This is a genomic window from Vannielia litorea (genome assembly GCF_018424695.1).
Taxonomy (GTDB): Bacteria; Pseudomonadota; Alphaproteobacteria; order Rhodobacterales; family Rhodobacteraceae; genus Vannielia; species Vannielia litorea_A.
The window spans coordinates 21,530-43,878 of sequence record NZ_QTNQ01000029.1; the positions used below are offsets into that span (position 1 = coordinate 21,530).

Annotated in this window: 20 protein-coding genes; 8 read left to right on the top strand and 12 right to left on the bottom strand. The window is 65.5% G+C overall.

The features are described from left to right. Positions 1-78: 78 nt before the first annotated feature. The 4 genes from DYI42_RS11770 to bhcA all read right to left on the bottom strand — a co-directional run bounded on the left by DYI42_RS11770 (position 79) and on the right by bhcA (position 5,048). Positions 79-1,539, bottom strand: a complete 1,461-nt coding sequence (locus tag DYI42_RS11770; protein ID WP_213546132.1) for an NCS1 family nucleobase:cation symporter-1 — start codon at positions 1,537-1,539, stop codon at positions 79-81. Between the two features lie 152 nt (positions 1,540-1,691). Beyond that, positions 1,692-2,855 (bottom strand): 3-hydroxy-D-aspartate aldolase BhcC, encoded by a 1,164-nt coding sequence (gene bhcC / locus DYI42_RS11775; protein ID WP_213546133.1) that lies wholly within the window; start codon positions 2,853-2,855, stop codon positions 1,692-1,694. Positions 2,856-2,892: 37 nt separating this feature from the next. Beyond that, a complete protein-coding gene (gene bhcB / locus DYI42_RS11780; protein WP_213546134.1) occupies positions 2,893-3,861 on the bottom strand; it encodes a beta-hydroxyaspartate dehydratase BhcB in 969 nt (322 codons plus the stop codon). Then, positions 3,861-5,048, bottom strand: a complete 1,188-nt coding sequence (bhcA, locus tag DYI42_RS11785) for an L-aspartate--glyoxylate aminotransferase BhcA (protein ID WP_213546135.1) — start codon at positions 5,046-5,048, stop codon at positions 3,861-3,863. The genes bhcB and bhcA overlap by 1 nt, the downstream gene beginning before the upstream one ends. Before the next feature lie 169 nt (positions 5,049-5,217). Between bhcA and bhcR the strand changes: the two genes are divergently transcribed. Next, positions 5,218-6,051, top strand: coding sequence for an HTH-type transcriptional regulator BhcR (bhcR, locus tag DYI42_RS11790; RefSeq protein WP_213546136.1), 834 nt, complete (start codon positions 5,218-5,220; stop codon positions 6,049-6,051). Here the strand turns inward: bhcR and DYI42_RS11795 are convergent. Next, positions 6,032-6,901, bottom strand: a complete 870-nt coding sequence (locus DYI42_RS11795) for a bifunctional allantoicase/(S)-ureidoglycine aminohydrolase (protein ID WP_213546137.1) — start codon at positions 6,899-6,901, stop codon at positions 6,032-6,034. The genes bhcR and DYI42_RS11795 overlap by 20 nt on opposite strands. 117 nt (positions 6,902-7,018) lie before the next feature. Then, positions 7,019-8,230, bottom strand: a complete 1,212-nt coding sequence (locus DYI42_RS11800) for an ROK family transcriptional regulator (protein WP_342344649.1) — start codon at positions 8,228-8,230, stop codon at positions 7,019-7,021. Between the two features lie 183 nt (positions 8,231-8,413). On the opposite strand from DYI42_RS11800, the gene DYI42_RS11805 reads away from it, so the two are divergent. From DYI42_RS11805 to DYI42_RS11820, 4 genes are all read left to right on the top strand, one after another. After that, positions 8,414-9,424 carry a sugar ABC transporter substrate-binding protein gene (locus tag DYI42_RS11805; RefSeq protein ID WP_213546138.1) on the top strand — a complete coding sequence of 337 codons (1,011 nt, stop codon included), beginning with the start codon at positions 8,414-8,416 and terminating at the stop codon, positions 9,422-9,424. Between the two features lie 113 nt (positions 9,425-9,537). After that, the gene (locus DYI42_RS11810) at positions 9,538-10,620 is read left to right on the top strand and encodes an ABC transporter permease (protein WP_213546139.1); all 1,083 of its coding nucleotides are present in this window, start codon (positions 9,538-9,540) and stop codon (positions 10,618-10,620) included. Continuing rightward, on the top strand, positions 10,596-11,396 hold the full coding sequence (locus DYI42_RS11815) for an ATP-binding cassette domain-containing protein (protein ID WP_213546140.1): 801 nt from the start codon (positions 10,596-10,598) through the stop codon (positions 11,394-11,396). Before DYI42_RS11810 ends, DYI42_RS11815 begins: the two co-directional genes overlap by 25 nt. Then, positions 11,393-12,034 carry a nucleoside/nucleotide kinase family protein gene (locus tag DYI42_RS11820; protein WP_342344650.1) on the top strand — a complete coding sequence of 214 codons (642 nt, stop codon included), beginning with the start codon at positions 11,393-11,395 and terminating at the stop codon, positions 12,032-12,034. Before DYI42_RS11815 ends, DYI42_RS11820 begins: the two co-directional genes overlap by 4 nt. Position 12,035: 1 nt before the next feature. On the opposite strand, the gene DYI42_RS11825 is transcribed toward DYI42_RS11820, so the two are convergent. From DYI42_RS11825 to DYI42_RS11845, 5 genes are all read right to left on the bottom strand, one after another. Further along, a complete protein-coding gene (locus DYI42_RS11825) occupies positions 12,036-12,947 on the bottom strand; it encodes an AEC family transporter (RefSeq protein ID WP_213546141.1) in 912 nt (303 codons plus the stop codon). A 27-nt stretch (positions 12,948-12,974) separates the two neighbouring features. Continuing rightward, positions 12,975-13,829, bottom strand: a complete 855-nt coding sequence (locus tag DYI42_RS11830; protein WP_213546142.1) for a metal ABC transporter permease — start codon at positions 13,827-13,829, stop codon at positions 12,975-12,977. Beyond that, a complete protein-coding gene (locus DYI42_RS11835; RefSeq protein WP_213546152.1) occupies positions 13,826-14,638 on the bottom strand; it encodes a metal ABC transporter permease in 813 nt (270 codons plus the stop codon). Before DYI42_RS11835 ends, DYI42_RS11830 begins: the two co-directional genes overlap by 4 nt. 29 nt (positions 14,639-14,667) lie before the next feature. Continuing rightward, a complete protein-coding gene (locus DYI42_RS11840; RefSeq protein ID WP_342344651.1) occupies positions 14,668-15,567 on the bottom strand; it encodes a manganese/iron ABC transporter ATP-binding protein in 900 nt (299 codons plus the stop codon). Positions 15,568-15,632: 65 nt separating this feature from the next. Next, complete coding sequence (locus DYI42_RS11845) at positions 15,633-16,520, bottom strand: metal ABC transporter substrate-binding protein (protein WP_213546144.1); 888 nt, start codon at positions 16,518-16,520, stop codon at positions 15,633-15,635. 226 nt (positions 16,521-16,746) lie between these two features. Between DYI42_RS11845 and DYI42_RS11850 the strand changes: the two genes are divergently transcribed. The 3 genes from DYI42_RS11850 to DYI42_RS11860 all read left to right on the top strand — a co-directional run bounded on the left by DYI42_RS11850 (position 16,747) and on the right by DYI42_RS11860 (position 19,881). Beyond that, entirely contained in the window at positions 16,747-17,757 is a 1,011-nt protein-coding gene (locus DYI42_RS11850) for a C4-dicarboxylate TRAP transporter substrate-binding protein (RefSeq protein ID WP_213546145.1), read from the top strand. A gap of 76 nt (positions 17,758-17,833) precedes the next feature. Beyond that, on the top strand, positions 17,834-18,475 hold the full coding sequence (locus tag DYI42_RS11855; RefSeq protein WP_213546146.1) for a TRAP transporter small permease subunit: 642 nt from the start codon (positions 17,834-17,836) through the stop codon (positions 18,473-18,475). After that, positions 18,472-19,881: a TRAP transporter large permease gene (locus tag DYI42_RS11860; RefSeq protein WP_213546147.1), complete on the top strand. Its 1,410-nt coding sequence runs from the start codon at positions 18,472-18,474 to the stop codon at positions 19,879-19,881. The genes DYI42_RS11855 and DYI42_RS11860 overlap by 4 nt, the downstream gene beginning before the upstream one ends. A gap of 257 nt (positions 19,882-20,138) precedes the next feature. Here DYI42_RS11860 and DYI42_RS11865 read toward each other — a convergent pair whose 3' ends face one another. Beyond that, positions 20,139-22,157 (bottom strand): M3 family metallopeptidase, encoded by a 2,019-nt coding sequence (locus DYI42_RS11865; RefSeq protein WP_213546148.1) that lies wholly within the window; start codon positions 22,155-22,157, stop codon positions 20,139-20,141. Positions 22,158-22,349 lie beyond the last annotated feature (192 nt).

The window sequence follows — 22,349 nt, forward strand, 5'->3', positions numbered from 1 at the left end:
GTCTCCTGGTCTGATTTGGGGGAAGGGCGGGGTGGCGGAGCGGCGGGCCAAGGCACGCCGCTCCCGTTGTCGATGATGTCAGTCCACCGTGCGGCGCGCCGGGGCCATGAGGGCGTAGAGCAGCCCACCCAGCGCAGCGCCGATGACCCAGTTGTAGCCGGACAGGAACGCAAACCATGGCACCCAGACGGTTGCGACCGAGAAGATCGCCGCAATGCCGAAAGCCTTGACCGCCGCCCCGTTCCAGCCGTTGCCGTAGTGATAGGCACCGCCCGCCATGTCGTAGAGGTCGTCCACCTCCAGCTCCTGGCCGCGGTGCCAGTAATAGTCGACGATCATGATCCCGAAGATCGGGGCCAGCGTTGCGCCGAGGGTGTTGACGAAGCCGCCGATGCCGACCTGGCTGATGAAGCTGGTCCAGAAGCCGCCGATCACCAGCGCGAAGACCGAGGTGATGAGCCCGGCAGCCCGAAAGCTGATCCGCGAAGGTGCGAGGTTGGCGATGCCGTTCACCGCCGGGATGAAATTGGCCACCAGGTTGATGCCGACGGTGGCGGCAAAGAAGGTGACGGCCGCGATCACCCCGAGCAGCACGCTGTCGGTGCGCTCGACGATCTCGGTGGGGTTGATGATCTCTTCACCGAAGACAACGGCGGCGCCGCCGGTCGTCAGCAGCGCAAGCGCGGAGAAGAGGATCATGTTGAAGGGCAGCCCCGCGAGGTTGCCCCGCACCATGGCGGGCTTGTCCTTCGCGTAGCGCGAGAAGTCGCTGAAGTTGATCATCACCGCCGCAAAGTAGGCGACCATCGTGCCGACGATGGCGACGAAGCCCTTGAACTCGGTGGAGAAGGTGCCCTCGGGGTTGGCAAAAATGGTGGCGGTGGCCGAAAGCAACTGCCCGTCTGAGCGCTGCCAGAGCACGATCACGAGCCCGATCATCACCACGTAAACAAAAGGGCCTGCGATGTTGAGAAAGGTCTCCACCCAGTTCATGCCGCGCCAGAAGATGACGATGTGGAAGACCCAGACCAGCAGGAACGATAGCCAGTCGATCCCGGTGAGGCCAAGCACTTCGGTGCCGCCGGTGGCCCCGGTGAGAGAACGGATCAGCAGCGCCAGCGCCGTGGAGGCGAAATAGACCTGCACACCATACCAGAACACCGCGACGGTGGCGCGGAGCACGGCGGGCAGCTTGGCCCCCTGTGTCCCAAGGCTGGCGCGGGCCAGCACCGGGTAGGGAATGCCGTATTTCTCGCCCGGCGCGCCGGAGAGGTTGACCATCCACATGGTGAACAGCCCAGCGGCGATCAGCGCCGCAAAGGCCGTCCAGCCGCTCACACCGAAAGAAATGAACAGCGACGCCACCAGCGAATAGCCAAAGAGCGACTGCACGTCATTGGCCCAGATGTTGAAGATGGCAAACCATCCCCATGTTTTCTCGGCCTCCCCGACCGGGTTGAGGGTGTTGTGCCCTTCCGGGTCCAATGTGTCGCCGTGCGGCACGTGGGCGTGCCCCGGGTTCTGGTCTGTCGTGGTCATCTGTCTCTCTCCCTTAAAAGTGTTCGGATTTCTTTGTTGTTTGCTTCCGATCTAACACTTTTCGTGCGTCCCGATGCCACCGCCGGAGGGAAGGCATACATCGGGACGACTCTCCGGCTCCTCCCGAGCCGGGCCCTCCAACACGAAAACCGTCAGTAGGCCTTTCCGCGCGCCGAGACCGGCCAGACGCACTCGACCTTGCCGTTGCGCACGCCCACGTACCAATCATGCACATTGGCGGTGGGGTCGCAGTGGCCCGGCACGAGGCGCAGCTTGTCGTTCACTTTCAGCGCGCCCTTCGGGTCCGCCACCACGCCATGCTCGTCGGAACACTTCACGTATTCCACATCATCGCGGCCAAAGATCACCGGCAAGCCGCTGTCCACCGATTGCGCCTTGAGGCCGGCATCGACGATGGCCTTGTCGGCCTTCGCGTGACTCATCACCGAAGTAAGAATGAAAAAGGCATTCTCCCACTCGCCCCGGTCGATCCGCTGGCCATTCTCATCGAGGATCCGCCCGTAGTCGGCGTCCATGAAGGCGTAGGAGCCGCACTGCAGCTCGTTGTAAACGCCCGAGTTGCTCTCGAAGTAGTAGCTGCCGGTGCCGCCGCCCGAGACCAGCTCGCAGGCGATCCCCTCGGCCGTCAGCCCCTCTACCGCATCCTTCACCTGCGCGATGGCAACATCGAGCTTGGCCTTGCGGTCGGCGTAGCTGTCGAGGTGCTGCATCGCGCCCTGATAGGCCTGGATGCCGGTGAATTTCAGCCCCGGCGCAGCGTCGATGGCCTTGGCAATCTCCACCACCGCCCCGGTCGTGGTCACGCCGCAGCGGCCCGCGCCGCAGTCGATTTCCACAAGGCATTCGATCTCGGTGCCATGTGTCTGCGCGGCGGCGGAAAGCTCCGCCACGTTATCCACGTCATCGACGCAAACGAGGGTTCGGGCACCCAGCTTCGGCAGCTGCGCCAGCCGGTCGATCTTGGCCGGGTCGCGCACCTGGTTGCTCACCAGCACATCCTTGATGCCGCCCCGGGCAAATACCTCGGCCTCGCTGACCTTCTGGCAGCAGACACCCACCGCACTGCCGAGCCGCTCCTGCAACTTCGCCACATCCACCGACTTGTGCATCTTGCCATGCACCCGGTGGCGCATCCCGTGGGCCTTGGCATAGTCGCCCATTTTCTTCACGTTACGCTCCAGCGCATCGAGATCGAGCACCAGTGCGGGCGTTTGAATTTCGGCCTCGTCCATCCCCGGCTTGGCCGGAATGTCATAGCCCACGTCGTATTGGTCGAGATCGGTCATGTCTTTCATGTCCTTGCTCCTGTGTGTGTCGGGTCGGGTTGCATGATCAGGCGGCCAACCACGGCAGGCGGTCGAGGTCGACGTTGCCGCCGGTGATGATGAGGCCCACGCGCTTGCCACAGAAGGCTTCAGGATTTTTCAGGATCACCGCGAGAGGCACGGCGCTGGAGGGCTCCATCACCACACGCAGGTGCTTCCAGACCAGCTTCATCGCGTCGATGATCTCGGGGTCGGAGGCGGTGAAGATCTCATGCACATGGCGCGAGACGAAGTGCCAGGTCAGATCCTTGAGCGGCACCAGCAGTCCATCGGCGATGGTCTTGGGCGCGTCGTCGGCGATGATGTGCCCGGCTTTGAAGCTGCGGTAGGCATCGTCGGCCTGCTCCGGCTCTGCGGCAATCACCTTCGTCTCGGGGGCCAGCGTCGAGAGCGTGAGGCAGGTGCCCGAGATCATGCCGCCGCCGCCAATCGGCGCCACCATGTAGTCCAGCCCGTCGACCTGCTCGATGAACTCCTTCGAGCAGGTACCCTGCCCCGCGATCACGCGCGGATCGTTGTAGGGGTGCACGAAATCGCCGCCGGTTTCGGCCTGCACCTTCGCGAAGGTTTCTTCCCGGCTCGATGTGGACGGCTCGCACTCGGTAATTTTCCCGCCATAGCGGCGCACCGTGTCCTTCTTGGCCCGCGGAGCCGTGCGCGGCATGACCACGTTGCAGGGAATGCCCCGCCGCATCGCCGCGTAGCTCAGGCAGGAGGCGTGGTTGCCGCTGGAATGTGTGGCCACACCCGCCCGCGCCTGTTCGTCCGACAGGCCGAAGACCGCGTTGCACGCCCCGCGCACCTTGAAGGCCCCGGGTTCCTGGAAGTTCTCACACTTGAAGAACAGCTCCGCGCCGGTCAGCTCGTTGAGATAGGCCGACGTGCGCACCTCGGTCCGGCGGATGTGCGGTGCGATGCGCTCATGCGCCGCCAGCATGTCGTCGAAGGTGGGGATATCCATGGCACCATCCTTCATCACGCGGCGGCCTTCTGCTCGGCGCGGTGGCTGCGGTAGTAGTCCTGCGCGGCAGCAACACCGGAGCCGAGGGTGATGTTCAGGCCAAGATCGGCCATGACCATCTCGGCGGTGGCGATGCCCGAAAGCGCCATCACATCCGTGAGGCTCCCAAGGTGACCGATGCGGAAGACCTTGCCCGCAACCTCGCCGAGCCCGGTGCCGAAGGCCACGCCATAGGCGCTGGCGGCATGCTCCACGATGCGGGTCGCGTTGAACCCCTCGGGCGTGCGGATCGCGCTGACCGTGTCGGAATAGACATTGGGCGACACCGCGCACAGCTCCAGCCCCCAGGCCCCCATGGCAGCGCGGACGCCCTCGGCGATGCGGTGGTGGCGGGCAAAGACGTTCTCCAAGCCCTCGTTCAGAAGCATGTTGCAGGCTTCGTTCAGCCCGTTCAGCAGTCCGACGGCGGGGGTGTAGGGATAGGCGTTATTGGCATAGCCCTTTCCCATGTCCCGCACGTCGAAAAAGGTGCGCGGCAGCGTGGCGGTTTCGACGGCCTCCATGGCACGCTGCGAGAAGCCGGAGATCGCGAGGCCGGGCGGCAGCATGAACCCCTTCTGCGAGCCGGTCACGGCCACATCGACGCCCCAGGCATCAAAGCGGAAGTCCATCGAGGCGATGGAGCTGACACCATCGACAAAGAGCAGCGCAGGGTGACCCGCCGCATCCAGCGCGCGGCGAACGGCGGCGATATCGGAGCGCACGCCGGTGGCCGTCTCATTGTGCGTGGCGAGCACCGCCTTGATCTCATGGCCAGTGTCGGCGGTGAGGATCTCTTCGTAGCGGTCGGCGGGCAGCCCATGGCCCCAAGGGGTCTCCACCACTTCGACCGTCAGCCCATGCCGCTGGCACATGTCGATCCAGCGGTGCGAGAACATGCCGTTGCGCGCGGCCAGCACCTTATCCCCGGCCGAGAGGCAGTTGGTCAGCGCCGTCTCCCAGCCGCCGGTGCCGGTGGAGGGAAAGATGAACACCTCCGCGCTCTCGCTCTTCAACACCCGGCGCACGCCCTCGCGGGCCGGATGCAGGATTTGCCCGAAGAGGGGCGAACGATGGTCGATGGTGGGCATGTCGCAGGCCTTGCGCAGCACCTCGGGGATGTTCGTCGGACCGGGGATGAAGACGGGGTTCTGGAAGCTCATGGCGGTCTCCTCTGAAGGTTGGCGACACGCTACAGGCTAGGTTCGGCTCCGCAAAATTTTTCGACACGCGGTAAGCTTCGGCTTTTCAAGGTGGTTTTTCACATGTTTTCAAGTGGTTGATTTTTTCGTATCATGAAATCGTATTTCCAATGCATTCCGAAGGGACCTTATGGAAAAGCAGGACAATCCCCGCCGCGCCCGGGGCCGCCCTCGGGGTTGGGACGACAAGACCGAGCAGAACACTATCAAGTCGCTCGACCGGGCGATGGAGGTCTTCGAGTATCTGAGCGCCCAGCAAGGCATCACGCTCACCGCCCTCGCGGAGCAGACCGGCCAGGCGCCCTCAACCGCCTACCGCATCCTCGTCACCCTGGAAGGCCGGGGGCTGGTGGAGTTCGACGCCGAGGAGCAGCTCTGGCACATCGGCCCGCGCGCCTTTGCCATCGGCACAAGGTTCCTGCGGCGCACCAGCCTTGTCGAACGGGCGCGTCCGGTGCTGCGGGAGCTGATGGAGGCCACGGGTGAAACGGCGAACCTCGGCACCGAGAAGCAAGGCGCGGTGCTCTTCCTCAGCCAGGTGGAAACCCATGCCAACATCCGCGCCTTCTTTCCGCCCGGCACGCTCTCGGCCATGCATGCGTCCGGGATCGGAAAGGCCCTTCTGGCCCAGATGGACGAGGCCCGGCTGGCGCGGGCGCTCCAGGCCTCGCGCGAGGCCTTCACCGCGCGGACGATCACAGGGGAGGCCGCTCTGCGGGCAGATCTCGCCGCGATCCGCGAGCGGGGCTACGCGCTGGATGACGAGGAGCGCAACGAAGGGATGCGCTGCATCGCGGCCCCGGTGTTTGATGTGAATGACGAGGCCGTGGCGGGCATTTCGGTATCAGGCCCCACCAGCCGGGTCACGCCCGAGAGCATCGTCGCACTGGTTGCACCGGTGCGGCACGCGGCGGCCCGGCTGACCGCCGCCATCGGCGGCACGCCTACTTGGCCGCGCCCCTGAAGCGCGTAGGGGCCGCCCCGCCGTGCGCCAGCGGGCGCAGGGCCGCGTGACGGTTTACATCCTTGTAGAGCAGGTAGCGAAACGGCCCCGGCCCGCCCGCATAGCAGGCCTGCGGGCAGAAGGCGCGGAGCCACATGAAATCGCCCGCTTCAACCTCCACCCAATCGCCGTTCAGGCGATACACGCCCTTGCCCTCCAGCACATAGAGCCCGTGCTCCATCACGTGGGTTTCCAGAAACGGGATCACCGCGCCGGGCTGAAGCGTGACGATGGTGACATGCATGTCATGGCGCAGATCCAATGGGTCGACAAAACGCGTGGTGGCCCAGGCGCCGTCGGTATCGGGCATGGGCGTGGGGGCGATGTCGGCCTCGTTCAGGAACAGCGGCTCCGGCATGTCCACACCCGGCGCCGGCTCCCAGATCTTGCGCACCCAGTGAAACCGCGCCACGGCCTCGCCGGTGTTGCGCAACGTCCAGCCGGACGATGGCGGCAGATAGGCGTAGCCACCCGGCTCAAGCCTTTGCGCCGCCCCCTCCACGGTGACCTCCACGCTGCCCTCCACCACGAAGAGCACACCCTGCGCGTCAGGATCGCTTTCAGGATGGTCCGATCCGCCCCCGGGCTGCACCTCCATGATGTATTGCGAGAATGTCTCGGCGAAGCCAGTCATCGGGCGGGCGATGACCCACAGGCGCGTGCCCTCCCAGCCGGGCAGAAAGCTGGTGGTGATATCGCGCATCGTGCCCTTCGGGATCACGGCATAGGCCTCGGTGAAGATCGCACGGTCGGTCAGCAGCTGGTCTTGTCCGGGCAGGCCGCCGGTGGGCGCGAAGTAGGAGCGGGGCATTGGGCTTCCTGTCAGTGTTGGGTGTCCGCCCCAATATGTGGCCCCGGGCCGCGCCTTGCCAACGCGTGACTTCCCGCAACAGTTTTCGGATATTTTTGATAGTCGGCGAGATGCCCCTCAGAAAACCGAAAGCCCGGCATTCGTGTTGAGCATGAACTGCGCGAAAATCGGTGCGCAGGCCGCGCCTATGGCTCTCGCGTTCTCGCCAACGGTGCCTGCCTCGACAACCGGGGCGATCAGGCCGCGCTTGTCCTGGTTCACGAGGTAGCGGCGCACCCGCTCCACCAGCTCTTGCCGCACATCGGGCGGGAAGGCGCCGTCAATCAGCACCGCCTCGAAATCGAGGACCGAGCAGATCGAGAGCGAGGCCTTGGCCAGCTCCTGCGCCGTCTCGCCGATCCACGGCTCCACGTAATGCGACAGCGCCGACCAGTCCTGCGGCTTCTGCCACATCACCTGCGGGTCAAGCCCGGCCTCCACCAGACGGGCCTCCAGCAGATGCAGCGAGGCGGTGTCGATCAGCTGCTGGCTTTCCCCCAACGGGCCGGTGGTGCGCATCGCGCCCAGCGCGCCCGCATTGCCCTGGTTGCCTTCGAAGACGGTGCCGTTCAGCGCGATTCCGCCGCCGACGAAGGAACCTATGAAGAAATAGGCGAAGTCCCGAAACTCGTGGCCACGCCCGTAGAGGTGTTCGGCCTGGCAGGCGGCGGTGGCATCGTTGACCACATAGACCGGCAACTCGCTGAAGCGGGCAACCTCCTCGCTGAACACCACGTCCTTCCACGAGCGGAAGCGCTCTGCCGCCGGTCCGGACAGATCATGCCACTTCCAAAGCTCGAAGGGGCTGCCAATCCCAATGCCGCAGACCCGGGAGCGCAGCCGCGCCGGGAGTGTCTCCAGCAGGGTGTCGAGGCCGCTTTGCAGAAACCCGAAAACGGCGTCGGGCATCGCGTATTCATAGGTGGTACGCAGTTGGCCGCGCGTGGCGCCGGAGAGATCGAGCAGCAGCAGGTCGGCGCTCTTGCGCCCCACCTTGAGCCCGATGGAAAATGCCCCGTCAGGGTCCAGCTCGATCGGGATCGAGGGCTTGCCGACCCGGCCGCGCAGCGGGGTGCCTCGCCGGATCAGCCCGTCCGCCTCCAGGTTGCGCAAAATCGTCGAGACCGTTGGCTTCGAAAGGCCGGTGCGACGTGCCAGCTCGGCAGCGGGCACGCTGCGATGCCGGTTCAGGATGGAGAGCAACAGCCGCTCGTTATGGTCGCGAACCCCGCTCTGGTTCACGCCCGCACTGCGGCTGCTGATGCTGTCTCCATCCATGATGCGGACCATGTTTGCCTGCTTTCTTCCCTTAAATATAGCCCAAACTTATTAGTTAGGAAAGTTTACAAACTATTTGACAGACTCCCCAGAATCAGGTTTCAAAGGGCCAACCTGCAAAACCGAGGAGAGCGCAGGTTCAGCGGCGGGGCACTGCCACCGCTGCGATCGAATTGACTTCAATGGGAGGACTCCATGAAAAGCCTAGTGACCACTTCGGCCCTTGCCCTGACCGTGATGGCAGGTGCTGCCGCGGCAGAGACCAACGCCTGCCTCATCACCAAGACCGACACCAACCCCTTCTTCGTGAAGATGAAGGAAGGCGCCACCGCGGCCGCCGAAGCGAACGGCATCAACCTTGCCACCTACGCCGGCAAGATCGACGGCGACGTGGAAAGCCAGGTCGCCGCCGTCGAAACCTGCATCGCCTCGGGCGCCAAGGGCATCCTGATCACCCCCACCGACAGCCGCGCGCTGACCCCGGTGATCAACCAGGCCCGTGAGGCCGGGGCGCTCGTGATCGCGCTCGACACTCCCTTCGAGCCCGCCGATGTGGCCGATGCCACCTTCGCCACCGACAACTTCCAGGCCGGCGTTCTGATCGGCCAGTGGGCCGCTGCCACGCTGGGCGACGAGGCGGCCAACGCCAAGATCGCGCTGCTCGACCTGAACGCCTCCGAGATCTCGGTGGACTACCTGCGCGACGGTGGTTTCCTTCAGGGCTTCGGCATCGACATCAAGGACCCGACCGACATCGGTGACGAGGATGATCCCCGCATCGTTGGCCACGACGTGACCAACGGCAACGAAGAAGGCGGCCGCACGGCGATGGAGAACCTTCTCCAGATCGACCCTGAAATCAACGTCGTCTACACCATCAACGAGCCCGCCGCCGCCGGTGCCTACGAGGCGCTCAAGTCGGTTGGCCGCGAGAATGACGTGCTCATCGTCTCGGTCGACGGCGGTTGCCCCGGCGTTCAGAACGTCAGCGAAGGCGTGATCGGCGCCACCTCGATGCAGTTCCCGCTGCTCATGGCCTCGCTCGGCATCGAAGCCATCGCGACCTTTGCCGAAACCGGCGAGAAGCCGCAGAACTCGGAAGGGCTCGACTTCTACAACACCGGCGTCGAGCTGATCACCGACGCGCCGGTTGACGGCATCGAGTCGATCACCTCCGAAGCAGGTATGGAGAAGTGCTGGGGCTGATCCCCGCACATCTCGCTGGCCGGGGCACAGGTCGCCCCGGCCAGCACACCCCCACCACCAAGATTTTGACCAGATCGCAGGCCCCGGCGTAGGCTCGGGGCGGGAGGGCCTACATGTCTGATTCATCCGGAACCGGCTCCAAGGGCGAGGGCTACGAAAGCGCCCTCAGCGGAAGCGATACCCGCGTTGCCCAATTCGCGGCGCGGCGCATGTCACCGCTGAACCGCGTTCAGCACATCCTTCACAACAACCCAACCTTCGTGCCCGTCATCGTGCTGCTCATCAGCCTGCTGGCGTTCTGGATGATCGCGGGCGGCCGCTTTTTCTCGGCCTTCAACCTCAGCCTCATCATGCAGCAGGTGTCGATCATCGGCATGCTGGCGGCGGCGCAATCGCTCATCATCATCACCGCCGGGATCGACCTTTCGGTGGCCGCAATCATGATCCTGATGTCCGTCATCATGGGCAATCTCGCCGTCAACCTCGGCGTGCCCTCCCCCCTCGCCATCCTGATCGGCATGGCGGGCGGCATGGCCGCAGGCGCGATGAACGGCCTGCTCATCACCAAGGTCAAGCTCCCGCCCTTCATCACCACGCTGGGCACATGGTCGATCTTCTTCGCGCTCAACCTCTGGCTTTCCGGTGCACAATCCATTCGCAGCCAGGACATCGACGATGCCGCGCCGTTCCTGAAGTTCTTCGGAAATGCCATCGACTTCGGCGGCGCGCGCATCACCTTCGGCGTGATCCTGATGATCGTGATCTTCGTCACCCTCTGGTACATGCTCAACAAGACGGCCTGGGGCCGCCACGTCTACGCCATCGGCGATGATATCGAGGCGGCGGAGCTTTCGGGCATTCGCACCCAGCGCACGCTGGTCTCGGTTTACATGCTGGCGGGCCTCGTCTGCGCCATCGCTGGCTGGGCCTCCATCGGACGTGTCGGCTCGATCTCGCCGCAGTCGTTCTACGAGGGCAACCTGCAATCCATCACCGCCGTGGTGATCGGGGGCATCTCGCTGTTCGGCGGGCGCGGCTCGATCATGGGGGCGCTCTTCGGCGCGCTCATCGTCGGCGTCTTCCAGTCGGGCCTTCGGATGGCCGGAGTCGACGTGCTCTGGCAGGTCTTCGCCATCGGCTGGCTCATCATCATCGCGGTCGCCATCGACCAATGGATCAGAAGGGTTTCGGCATAATGACGACACCAGTTGTTCAGGCCCGCGGAATCGTGAAGCGCTATGGCCACGTGACCGCAATCGACCACTCCGACTTCGAGCTGCGCCCCGGCGAGATCCTCGCCGTCATCGGCGACAACGGGGCGGGCAAATCCTCCATCGTCAAGGCGATCTGCGGGGCCACGGTGCCCGACGAGGGCGAGATCCTGATCGAGGGCAAGCCGGTGCGGTTTTCCTCGCCCATCGAGGCCCGCGACATGGGCATCGAGATCGTCTACCAGAACCTCGCGCTCTCCCCGGCGCTTTCCATCGCCGACAACATGTTCACCGGGCGCGAGCTGCGCAAAGAGGGCTTCATGGGCAAATACCTGCGGCTGCTCGACAAGCCCGCGATGGAAAAGTTCGCCCGCGACAAGCTCACCGAGCTGGGGCTGATGACGGTGCAATCCATCAAGCAGCCGGTCGAAACGCTCTCGGGCGGCCAGCGCCAGGGCGTGGCCGTGGCTCGCGCCGCCGCATTCGCCACCAAGTTCATCATCATGGACGAGCCCACCGCGGCGCTGGGGGTGAAGGAAAGCCGCAAGGTGCTGGAGCTCATCAAGGACGTGCGCGCGCGCGGCATCCCGATTGTGCTCATCAGCCACAACATGCCCCATGTCTTCGAGGTGGCCGACCGGATCCACATCCACCGGCTCGGCAAGCGGCTCTGCACCATCGACCCGAAGGACTATACCATGTCCGATGCGGTGGCCTTCATGACCGGGGCCAAGGAGCCCCCCGAGCAGGATGCCGCGTGAGCGAAACGATTGACGACGCGGGGGCGCTGCCGGGCCTGATCCTGGCCGCGCCCCACACCGGGCGCCGCAGGCTTGTGGCGCTCGCCGGGCCGCCCGCCTCGGGCAAGTCCACCTTGGCAGAGACCCTCGCCCGCGATCTGACGGCGCAGGGCTGCCCCGCCGAGATCGTGCCGATGGACGGGTTTCACCTCGACAACCGCATCCTGTCGCGCCGCGGCCTCATCGGCCGCAAGGGCGCGCCCGAAAGCTTCGATGCCGCTGGCCTGCTGCGCCTCCTGTCCGCCCTCCGGGACGATGCACAGGTGCATTACCCGGTGTTCAACCGCGAGCGCGACATCTCGATCGGCGGGGCGGGCGAGGTTGGCGAGGGCTGCGATACCGTCATCGTCGAGGGCAACTACCTGCTTCTCGATGCCCCGGTCTGGCGGGAGATGGCCCGGCAGTGGGATATCTCTATCCAGCTTGAGGTGCCCCTCGACGTGCTCGAAGCCCGCCTTACCCAACGCTGGCGCGACCATGCCATTCCCGAGGCGGAAGCCAAGAGACGTATCCACGAGAACGACCTGGTGAATGCGCGGCACGTGGCCGCAAACGCACTCGCGGCGGATTACGTGGTGCGCGCGGAAGAAGACGGCTGACTCACGCCAGCCCGAGGAGCGACAGCACCAGCGGAATCGTGGCGACAGCGGCCAGCGTCTGCGACGTGACCAGCCCCGCCATCAGCGTGCCGTCGCCGCCGAGCTGGCGGGTGAGCACATAGGCCGTGGGCGCAACCGGAATGGCGGAGAAGGTCGCCAGCACCAGCGCCTCGGTGCCCTCCAGGCCCATCGCCCGGGCGATGAGCGCGGCGAGCAGTGGCATGGCCAGCAGGCGCAGCGCGCCAATGGTGATCAGCGGCGCAAGGTCTTGCCGCAGGGCCGCGGGGCGCAGCGCCGCGCCGACGCAGAGCAGACCCAGGGGCAGGCTGGCGCGGCCCATCAGATCGAGGAACCGGTCGGCGCCCCAGGGCAGCCCGATGCCGGTGAGCGTCAGCACGATCCCGGCAAGGCAGGCGAGGATCAGCGGGTTGGCGAGGATGCTGCGGACCATGGCAGGCGCGGCGCGCAGGCCGGTCGACTCCGAGAGCGCCATGATCGAGAGGACGTTGACGAAGGGCACCGCGATGGCGAGGTAAACCGCCGCCTGCCCCAACCCCGCCGCACCGGTGAGCCCTACGGTGACAGCCAGCCCGATATAGGTGTTGAAACGGATCACCCCCTGCAATGCCGGGCCAAAACGGGCGGGCCTTGCGGGCAGGATCAACCGGCGCACCGCCCACATCCCCAGTGCCGCGAGCGTGATCGTCACCAGCCCCGCCCCGCCCATCCGCAGGATTGCCGGGTCGCGCAGCGGCGCGTCCGCAAGGCTTGAGACGAGCAGCGCCGGGAAGAGGATGAAGTAATTGAGCCGTTCGGCCGCGGGCCAGAAGCCCGCATCCGGCCAGCCCCGCCGCGAGAGCAGGTAGCCAAGGCAGATCAGCGCAAAAAGCGGCCAGATGGTGAGAACGAGCATGGTGATCCCGGGATTGCCCGGCCCGGGTTACGGTGCCGTCTCGGCAGACGCAAGCGGGCTGGCGGCGCGGCGGTTGCGCAGGACGGTGGCGATGAAGGCCGCGATGAAGCAGAGCGTCATGGCAAGCACGATGGTGGGGGCCGGTGCGCTGTCGATCCAGAAGCTGGCATAGGTGCCCGCGAGGGCGCAGATGAGCGCGAGCGCCACGGCAACGGCCAACATCGCGTGAAAGCGCCGGGTGAGCAGAAATGCGGTGGCCCCGGGGGCGATGAGCAGTGCGATGGCAAGGATGATCCCCACCGCCTTCAGCGCCGCCACGATGGTGAGCGAAAGCGCCACAAGCATCCCGTAGTGCAACCAGCCCACGGGCAGGCCCGAGGCCTTGGCCTGCGTCGGGTCGAAGGAATGCAACAGCAGGTCTTTCCATTTCGCCGCCAACGCGAGGGTCACCACCCCGCCGATGAGGCCCGCCTCCCAGAGGTCCGCCGCGCCGATGCCGAGGATGTCGCCGAAGAGGATGTGGTCGAGGTGCACATCGGTCGAGATGGCGGTGTAGAGCACGAGGCCCAGAGCGAACATGCCGGAGAAGACCACGCCCATCACCGTGTCCTGCTTGATGCGGGAGTTCTCCTGCAAGTAGCCGGTCGCCAGCGCGCAGCCCATCCCGGCGGCAAAGGCCCCCACACCCAGCGGGAGGCCGACAAGATAGGCCAGCACCACGCCGGGGAGCACCGCGTGGCTCACTGCGTCACCCATCAGCGACCAGCCCTTGAGCACCAGAAAGCACGAGAGCAGCGCGGCGGGCACCGAGATCAGCGCGGCCACGGCGAGCGCGTTCTGCATGAAGGGCAGTTGAAACGGCAGCAGCAGCTCTTCGATCATTCCAGCGCCTCCCGTGCGCGGCGCCGCGCCGCCAGCAGCCCGTGGGTGGGGGCGAGGAAGAAGGCCACCAGAAAGAGTCCGACCTGGAAGAGCACGATCACCCCGCCCGTCGCCCCGTTGAGGAAATAGCTGGCGTAGGCTCCGAAAAAGCCGGTGCCCGCGCCGATCAGCACCGAAAGCCAGATCAGGCGATGAAAGCGGTCGGTCAGCAGGTAGGCCGTCGCGCCCGGCGTCACCACCATGGAGATCACGAGGAAGGCCCCCACGGTTTGAAGCGCGGCCACGGTGGAGGCGGCCAGCAGGGTGAAGAAGAGAATGCGCAGCCCGTTCGTGTTCAGCCCGATGGAGCGGGCGTGGCTCTCGTCGAAAAAGGTCACCATCAGGTCTTTCCACTTGGCGGTGAGCACGGCGAGGGTGACGAAGCCAATGAGGGCGAGTTGCAGCGTGTCCTCGGGCGTGATGGCGAGGATATTGCCGAGCGTGATGGTTTGAATGTCCACCGGTACGGGCGAAATAGAGACCATGAAGAGGCCGAGGCCGAAGAAGCTGGTGAAGATCAGCCCGATGATCGCATCTTCCTTCAGCCCCGTCCGCTGGTTCAGGAACAGCATCGCCCCCGCCGCCAGCCCGCCGGAAAGAAAGGCGCCCAGCGCGAAGGGTAGGCCGAGCATGTAGGCCCCCGCAACGCCCGGCACGATGGCGTGGGAGAGCGCGTCGCCGATCAGCGACCAGCCCTTGAGCATCAGGAAGGCCGAGAGGAAGGCGCAGACGCAGCCCACCAGCGCCGAGACCCACATGGCATTGGTCATGTAGCCGTAGGAGAAGGGCTCAAGCAGGCTCACCGGGCGGCCTCATCGGGGCCGTCGGCCCGCTCTTCGGCCTCGCTCTCTCCACGCTCGTCGCGCTCTTCGATCGCCGGGTCGGATTCGGCGTGCTCCTGATACATCACGAAGGGCCGCTCATCGTCGGTGATGACCGTTACGCGGCGTGTATCCTCATCGTCATGCAGGTCGGCCCCGCCGAGCACGAAGTGACGCAGCACGCCGCCAAAGGCCTCTTCGAGGTTCTCGCGGGTGAAGGTTTCGGACGTCGGGCCAAAGCCCAGCACGGTGCCCTTTACCAGCACGGTCCGGTCGCAGAACTCGGGCACCGAGCCGAGGTTGTGGGTCGAAACCAGCATCACCCGCCCCTCGTCGCGCAGCTCGCGCAGGAGCTTGATGATCTCTTCCTCGGTCGTCACGTCGACCCCGGTGAAAGGCTCGTCGAGCAAAATCACCTGCCCCTCCTGCGCCAGCGCCCGGGCAAGGAACACCCGCTTGCGCTGCCCGCCCGAGAGCTCGCCGATCTGGCGGTGACGGAAGCCCTCCATGCCAACACGGTCCAGCGCCTCTGTCACCGCCTGCCGGTCGGCGGCGCGGGCGCGGCGCAAGAAGCCCATGTGGCCGTAGCGGCCCATCATCACCACGTCTTCGACCAGAACCGGGAAGGCCCAGTCCACCTCCTCGGCCTGCGGGACATAGGCCACCAGGTTGCGTTTCAGCGCCTCGCGCACCGGCAGGCCCAGCACGCGGATATCGCCCGCCGCGAGGCTCAGAAAGCCCATGATCGCCTTGAACAGCGTCGATTTGCCAGCGCCGTTCACCCCCACCAGCGCGGTGATGGTGCCTTTCGGAATCTCGAAGCTGGCCTGCCGCAGGGCGGTGTGGCCATTGCGGTAGGTGACGGTGATATCATCCACCTTGAGCCCGGCCCCCGCCTCTGCGGTGCCGGGCTCGAAGACTTCGCAAGGTTCGGTTGCGAGGCTCACGATTTGCCCTCTTCCAGCCCGTCCAGAATGGTTTGCGAGGTGACGCGCAGCAGGTCGAGATAGGTCGGCACCGGGCCGTCCGCCTCTGTCAGGCTATCTACGTAGAGCACCCCGCCATAATGCGCGCCGGTCTCCCGCGCCACCTGCCGTGCTGGCTTGTCGGAGATGGTCGACTCGGAAAAGACGGTTGCAATCTCGTTGTCGCGGATCGCGTCGATCACCGCGCGCACCTGCTGGGGCGTGCCCTGCTGGTCGGCGTTGATCGGCCAGAGGTAAAGCTCCTTCAGCCCATAGTCCCGGGCGAGGTAGGAAAAGGCGCCTTCCGAGGTGACCAGCCAGCGCTCCTCCTCCGGCAGCGCAAGGATGGCCTCGCGGATCGGCGCGATGGTGGCGGCGATCTCCTCCTTGTAGGCCGCGGCATTGGCCCGGTAGGTCTCAGCGTTCTCCGGGTCATGCTCGGCCATCGCGGCGGCGATGTTGTCAACGTAGATCAGCGCCGAATCGAGTCCCATCCAGGCGTGCGGGTTGGGCTTGCCGTCATAGGGGCCGGAGCTGATGGAAATGGGCTGCACCCCTTCGCTGACCACGGCAGAGGGAACATCCCCGAGGTTGCGAAAGAACTTCTCGAACCAGAGCTCGAGGTTGAGCCCGTTCCACAGGATCAGGTCGGCATCGCGCGCATCCAGGATGTCGCGCGGGCTGGGGGCGTAGTTGTGAATCTCGGCGCCCGGCGGCGTGACTGAAACAACCTCCGCCGCCTCCCCGGCCACGTTGCGTGCCATGTCGGCGATCACGGTGAAGGTGGTGGCGACCTTGAATTTCTCGGCCCCTGCCATGCCCGGCGCTAGGGCTAGGAATGCAAGGGCGGCGGCGATGATGCGCATTGGGGCAGTCCTGCGTTGCTGTTTGGCGTGAGGATATGCCGCCGTTGGCCCGAGTCAATGCAAATGCGAATGATTTGCAATTAAATGTGCAGGCGCAGCATCCCCCTGTCGGTCAGAAAAGCCTTCACATCGGCAAGCGCGTGCTTCTAGGATGACGGCGATCCGCAGCAGATTGGTGGAACTAAATTCCGCCAGGCGAAAAGCAGCGGGCAACAGGGAGAGAGATATGCAGATGATGACGAAGGTGGCCGTGGCCGCCCTGATGACAGCCGGTATCGCCAGCGAAGCCGCCGCCACCGAGTGGAACGTCTCGGTCTGGGGCAAGCGCCGCGCCTTCACCGAGCACGTCGAGAAGATGGCCGAGCTGGTGAGCGAAAAGACGAACGGCGAGTTCACGCTGAACATCAGCTATGGCGGGTTGTCGAAGAACACCGAAAACCTCGACGGCATCGAGATCGGTGCCTTCGAGATGGCGCAGATCTGCGCCGGCTATCACCCCGACAAGAACCCCTCGCTCACCGTGCTCGAGCTGCCCTTCCTTGGCGTCGACAGCCTCGACAAGGAAGTGGAGGTGAGCTTTGCCCTTTACGAGCACCCGGCGGTGAAGGAAGACCTCGCCCGCTGGAACGCCACCCTGCTGATGCCCTCGCCGATGCCGCAATACAACATTGCCGGCGTGGGTGAAGCGCCTGAAACGCTGGACGACTACTCCGGCCTCACCGTCCGGGCCACCGGCGGTATTGGCCGCGCGATGGAAACCGTCGGCGCCGTGCCCACCTCGGTCACCTCCTCCGAAGCGCGCCAGGCGCTCGACTCCGGCGTGGTGAAGGCTGTGGCCTTCGCGCCCCACGCGCACATGAGCTTCGGCACCATCGAGGGCGCCAACTGGTGGACGACCAACCTCAACCCCGGAACCGTGCAGTGCCCCATCGTAGTCAACACCGATGCGCTGAACGCCCTGAGCGATGCCGAGCGCGAGGCGCTGATGGGCTCGGTTGACGAGGCCATCCAGCACTACGTCGACAACTACAACGGCGCAACGATGTCCAAGTGGGGCCCGCTGCTGGAGGAAAAGGGGATCGAGCAGGTCACCTATTCCGAAGAGGCGCTGAACGCCTTCCGCGAGCAGGCCGCCGGACCGATTGCCGCGGCCTGGGTCGAGGAGAACGCGGCCAAGGGGCTTCCGGCGCAAGAGCTGCTGGAGCTGGTGCAGGGCGTGATCGGCGGCGACAGCTGATCCACGCTCGGATGTGATACGGCGGCGGGCCGGGGCGCACCCCCGGCCCGCCGTTCTGCAAAGGGGGGTGAGGGACATGGCAGGCGCATCGAACGTCATTGAAGACGACAGCACGCTCAGTCGGATCGACAGGGTGCTGTTTCGGGTGGAAACGCTCATGGCGCTCGTCGGTGGCATCGTCGTGTTCTCGCTGATGCTCCTCGCCGTCGGCTCGGTCGGCGGCCGCAAGCTCTTCAACCAGCCGCTGCCGGGCTATGTGGACTGGATCCAGTTCCTGATGCCCTTCATCGCCATCCTCGGCGTAAGCTATTGCCACCGGCTCGGCGGGCACATCCGGATGGACATTCTGGTCGGGCGGCTGAAAGGCCGGGCGCTGTGGCTGTTCGAGTTGCTCTCCACCCTGCTTGTGCTCCTGCTGATGGTGCTTCTGGTCTGGGGCAGCTGGTCGCATTTCGACAGAAGCTTCGATATCACCCGCCCGCTCTGGTCGTCCGACAGCTCCATCGACATCGGCCTGCCGCTCTGGCCCGCCAAGCTGGTGGTGCCCATCGCCTTTGGCCTGCTCTGCCTGCGACTCTGCCTGCACGTCTGGGCCTACGGCAAGGCGCTGATCGAGGGGGCTGAAACCCCCGTGGCCGTGCCGCTGATCGAAGACGCCGCCACCCAGGCCGCCCATGAGGCCGAAACCGTCTCCGGCTTCGAGGAGGACAGCAAATGACCTCCGTCGAGATCGGCCTCTGGGTCACCGCCGGCCTGCTCGTGATGGTGCTCATCGGCACCCGCGTCGCCTTTGCCGCCGCCATCGCCGGGCTGGTCGGCCTGCTTTGGATCTTCTGGTCGAAGAAGGGCTATGACCCGGAGCAGTTCGGCTGGGCGCTTGGCGTTGCGGTCAAGACTGCCGGGCAAGTGCCGCATTCCAAGGTGTCGAGCCACGCGCTTTCGCTGATCCCCACCTTCATCCTGATCGGCTACCTTGCCTATTACGCCGGGCTCACCAAGGCGCTCTTCACCGCCGCCAAGCGCTGGGTGGGCTGGCTGCCGGGCGGACTCGGGGTTTCGACCGTGTTCGCGACGGCGGGCTTTGCCGCCGTTTCGGGCGCATCGGTTGCCACATCCGCCGTCTTTGCCCGCATTGCCATCCCCGAGATGCTGGCGGTGGGCTATGACAAGCGCTTTGCTGCTGGCGTGGTGGCCGCAGCGGGCACGCTGGCCTCACTGATCCCGCCCTCGGCGATCCTCGTGATCTACGCGATCATCGTGGAGCAGGACGTGGGCGCGCTGCTGCTGGCGGGCTTCATCCCCGGCGCCTTCTCGGCGCTGATCTACGGCGGTATGGTCGTGGGTATGGCGATGGTCTGGCGCAAGCTTGGTCCGCCCGTCACCGGCTTCACCTGGGGGGAACGCTTTGCCGCCCTGCCCGGCGCGCTGCCGATACTCTTTGTCGTGCTCATCATCATCTTCTTCATCTACAACCCCTTCGGCGGCGACGCCTGGGGCACGCCCACCGAGGGCGGGGCGCTGGGGGCTTTCGTGGTGTTCCTCATCGCGCTCTGGCGCGGCATGCGCTGGCCCGAGCTGAAGAACGCACTGCTGGAAACCGCCAAGCTCTCGGTGATGATCTTCACCATCATCTGGGGCGTTCTGATCTACGTGCGCTTCCTCGGCTTCGCCGACCTCCCCGGCGCCTTCGCAGACTGGATCGGCACCCTCGAACAATCGCCGATGATCACCCTGCTGATGATCCTCGCGGCCTATGCGGTTCTGGGCATGTTCATGGATGCCATCGGCATGCTGCTGCTGACCCTGCCCATCGTCTACCCGGCGGTGATCGCGCTCAACGGCGGCGAGGCGGTGACGGCGGCAGACAGTGCCTTTGGCATGAACGCCGTGGGCTGCGCGATCTGGTTCGGAATCATCGTGGTGAAAATGGCCGAGCTCTGCCTCATCACCCCGCCCATCGGGCTCAACTGCTTCGTCGTCGCAGGCGTGCGCCCTGAACTCTCGGTGCAGGATGTGTTCCGCGGCGCGGCGCCCTTCTTCATCGCCGACGCGCTGACCATCGCCGGCCTCGTCGCCTTTCCGGCGATTGTGCTCTACCTGCCCGGCCTCTTGCTGGGGTTGTAAGAATTGACGCAGCGTCACACCAAGCCGGTGTGAACAAATACCCAAGCGGACACTGCATTTGCGCAATGCGGCACCGCAGCGGAAGGGTGCTTGGCCCGAGTCGCTGGCCAATAATCTCCGGATCAAGGCCTTAAACGTGCCTTTTGCAGTTATTTTATTGCGCCCTTAATCTGGGCAAATGCCCGCCTTAACGGAGCCTGGGCCGCGACACGGCCGGTGAATGAACCGGCCATGCCTGTGGATAACTTCGTGGATTGTCAGGCGACGTCGTCCAGCCCTCGGCCCTTCAACAGCGCCTCCACACCGGGCAAACGGCCCCGGAACGCCGTGTAAAGCGCCTCAGGCTCCTGCCCGCCGCCGGTCGAGAGGATGTTCGACTCAAGGCTTTTCGCCATTTCCGGGTCGAAGGGCCCGCCCGCCTCTTCGAAGGCCGCGAAGGCATCGGCGTCCATCACCTCCGACCACATGTAGCTGTAATAGGCCGAGGCATAGCCTCCCGCGAAGATATGCGAAAAATGCGGCGTGGCGTGGCGCATCCGGATCGCGCGGGGCATGCCGATCTCTTCCAGCACCTCGGCCTGCTTCTGCATCGGGTCGGCAGGCGGCGGGCCGGCGTGAAACTCAAGGTCCACCAAAGCCGAGGCGATGTATTCGCAGGTCTGGAAGGCCATGTTGTAGGTCGCCGCGTCGAGCACCCGTTGCAGCAGGTCTTCGGGCATCGCCTCGCCGGTTTCGGCGTGGGTGGCAAACTCTTGCAAGACTTCGGGCACCTCCATCCAGTGCTCGTAGAGCTGCGAGGGAAGCTCCACGAAATCGCGGCTGACGGAGGTGCCGGAGATCGAGCCGTAGGTCACGTCAGAGAGCATCTGGTGCAGCGCATGGCCGAACTCGTGAAACAGCGTCCGCGCGTCGTCGTAGCTCAGCAACGCAGGCTGGCCCGCGGGCGGCTTGGCAAAGTTGCACACGTTGATGACATGCGGCGCCGTGTCTCCGCCAAGTTTCTTCTGCGCACGCAGCGCAGAGCACCACGCGCCCGAGCGCTTGCCGGAGCGGGCGAAGTAATCGCCGATGAACACCGCGATGTGCTCACCGTCTCGCCGAACATCCCAGGCGCGGGCATCGGGGTGGTGGAGCGGCGCGGCCAGCGGGGTGAACTCCAGCCCGAAGAGCCGGTTGGCACAGGAGAAGACCGCCTCGATCATCCGGTCGAGCTGGAAATAACTCTTCAACTCGGCCTCATCCAGCGCGTGCTCTTCCTTGCGGCGCGCCTCGGCGTAGTAGTGCCAGTCCCACGGCTCCAGCCGCCCGTCGAATCCTTCGGCATGGAGGCGGCGCTCCAGCACCTTGGCGTCCTGTTCGGCCTTGGCGCGAGCGGGCGACCAGACGGCCTGAAGCAGCCCGCGCACGTTGTCGGGCGTCTTGGCCATCTCGGTTTCCAGCCGGTAGTCGGCAAAACTCTCGTAGCCCAGCAGCGCCGCCCGCTCGGCCCGCAGCGCCAGCATCTCGGCAGCCAGCGCGCGGTTGTCGGTTTCGCCGCCGTTGGCGCCGCGCGAGGTCCAGGCCTCGTAGGCGGTGCGCCGGTAATCGCGGTTCGGGCAGAACTGGAGGAAGGGCACGATGAGCGAGCGCGAAAGCGTCACCACCGGTGTCTCACTACCCTTTTCCTCGGCGGCGGATTTCATCGCATCCACGAGAAAGGCGGGCAGGCCGGTGAGGTCGGCCACCGGCATGAACCAGTCGCGCTCGTCGGCCAGCAGGTTGAGGCCAAAGGCAGTGGTCTTCTCCGACAGCGCGGCGTTGATCTCGCGCAGCCGCGCGCGGCCCGCGTCATCCAGCCCGGCGCCGGCGCGGCGGAAGTAGCGGTGGTGCAGGTAGAGCACCCGCGCCTGCTCGTCCGTCAGCTCCAGCTCGTCGCGCGCCTGCCACAGGGTATCGACCCGCTCGAAGAGCTTTTCGTTGAGCGCAATGTCGGTGCCCAGCGCCGAAAGCCGGGGCGAGAAGGCGCGTTGCAGCTTCTCCCGTTCCGGCGTGGACGACACGGCGGCCAGCAGGAAGAACGGCCCGAGCACGTCATTCAGCGGCTCGTCCGAAAGCTCGAGCGGCTCGATGGTGTTTTCGAAGGTGGGCGCATCGGGATTGGCCGTGATCTCGTCGATCGCCGCGCGCGTCTCGGCCTCGGCGGCATCCAGCGCGGGGGTAAAATGCGCATCTTCGATGGCGGCGAAATCGGGCAGGTCGAAGGGTTGCTCGGTTGGTGTGAGAAGCGGGTTTGACATGGGTCGCGGTCTCCTTTGGGAGGGAAGATAGGGGCAGCGGGGCGGAAGGCGAAGGGGGTGCGCTCATCCGTCCTTCGAGACGTCCTCGCGCGCACCACAGGCCGCGCAATCGGCCCGCCGCTTGAGCGAGATCTTGCGGGTTTCGCTCCAGAGCGCATCATAGATCAGCATTTCACCGCGCAGCGGGCTGCC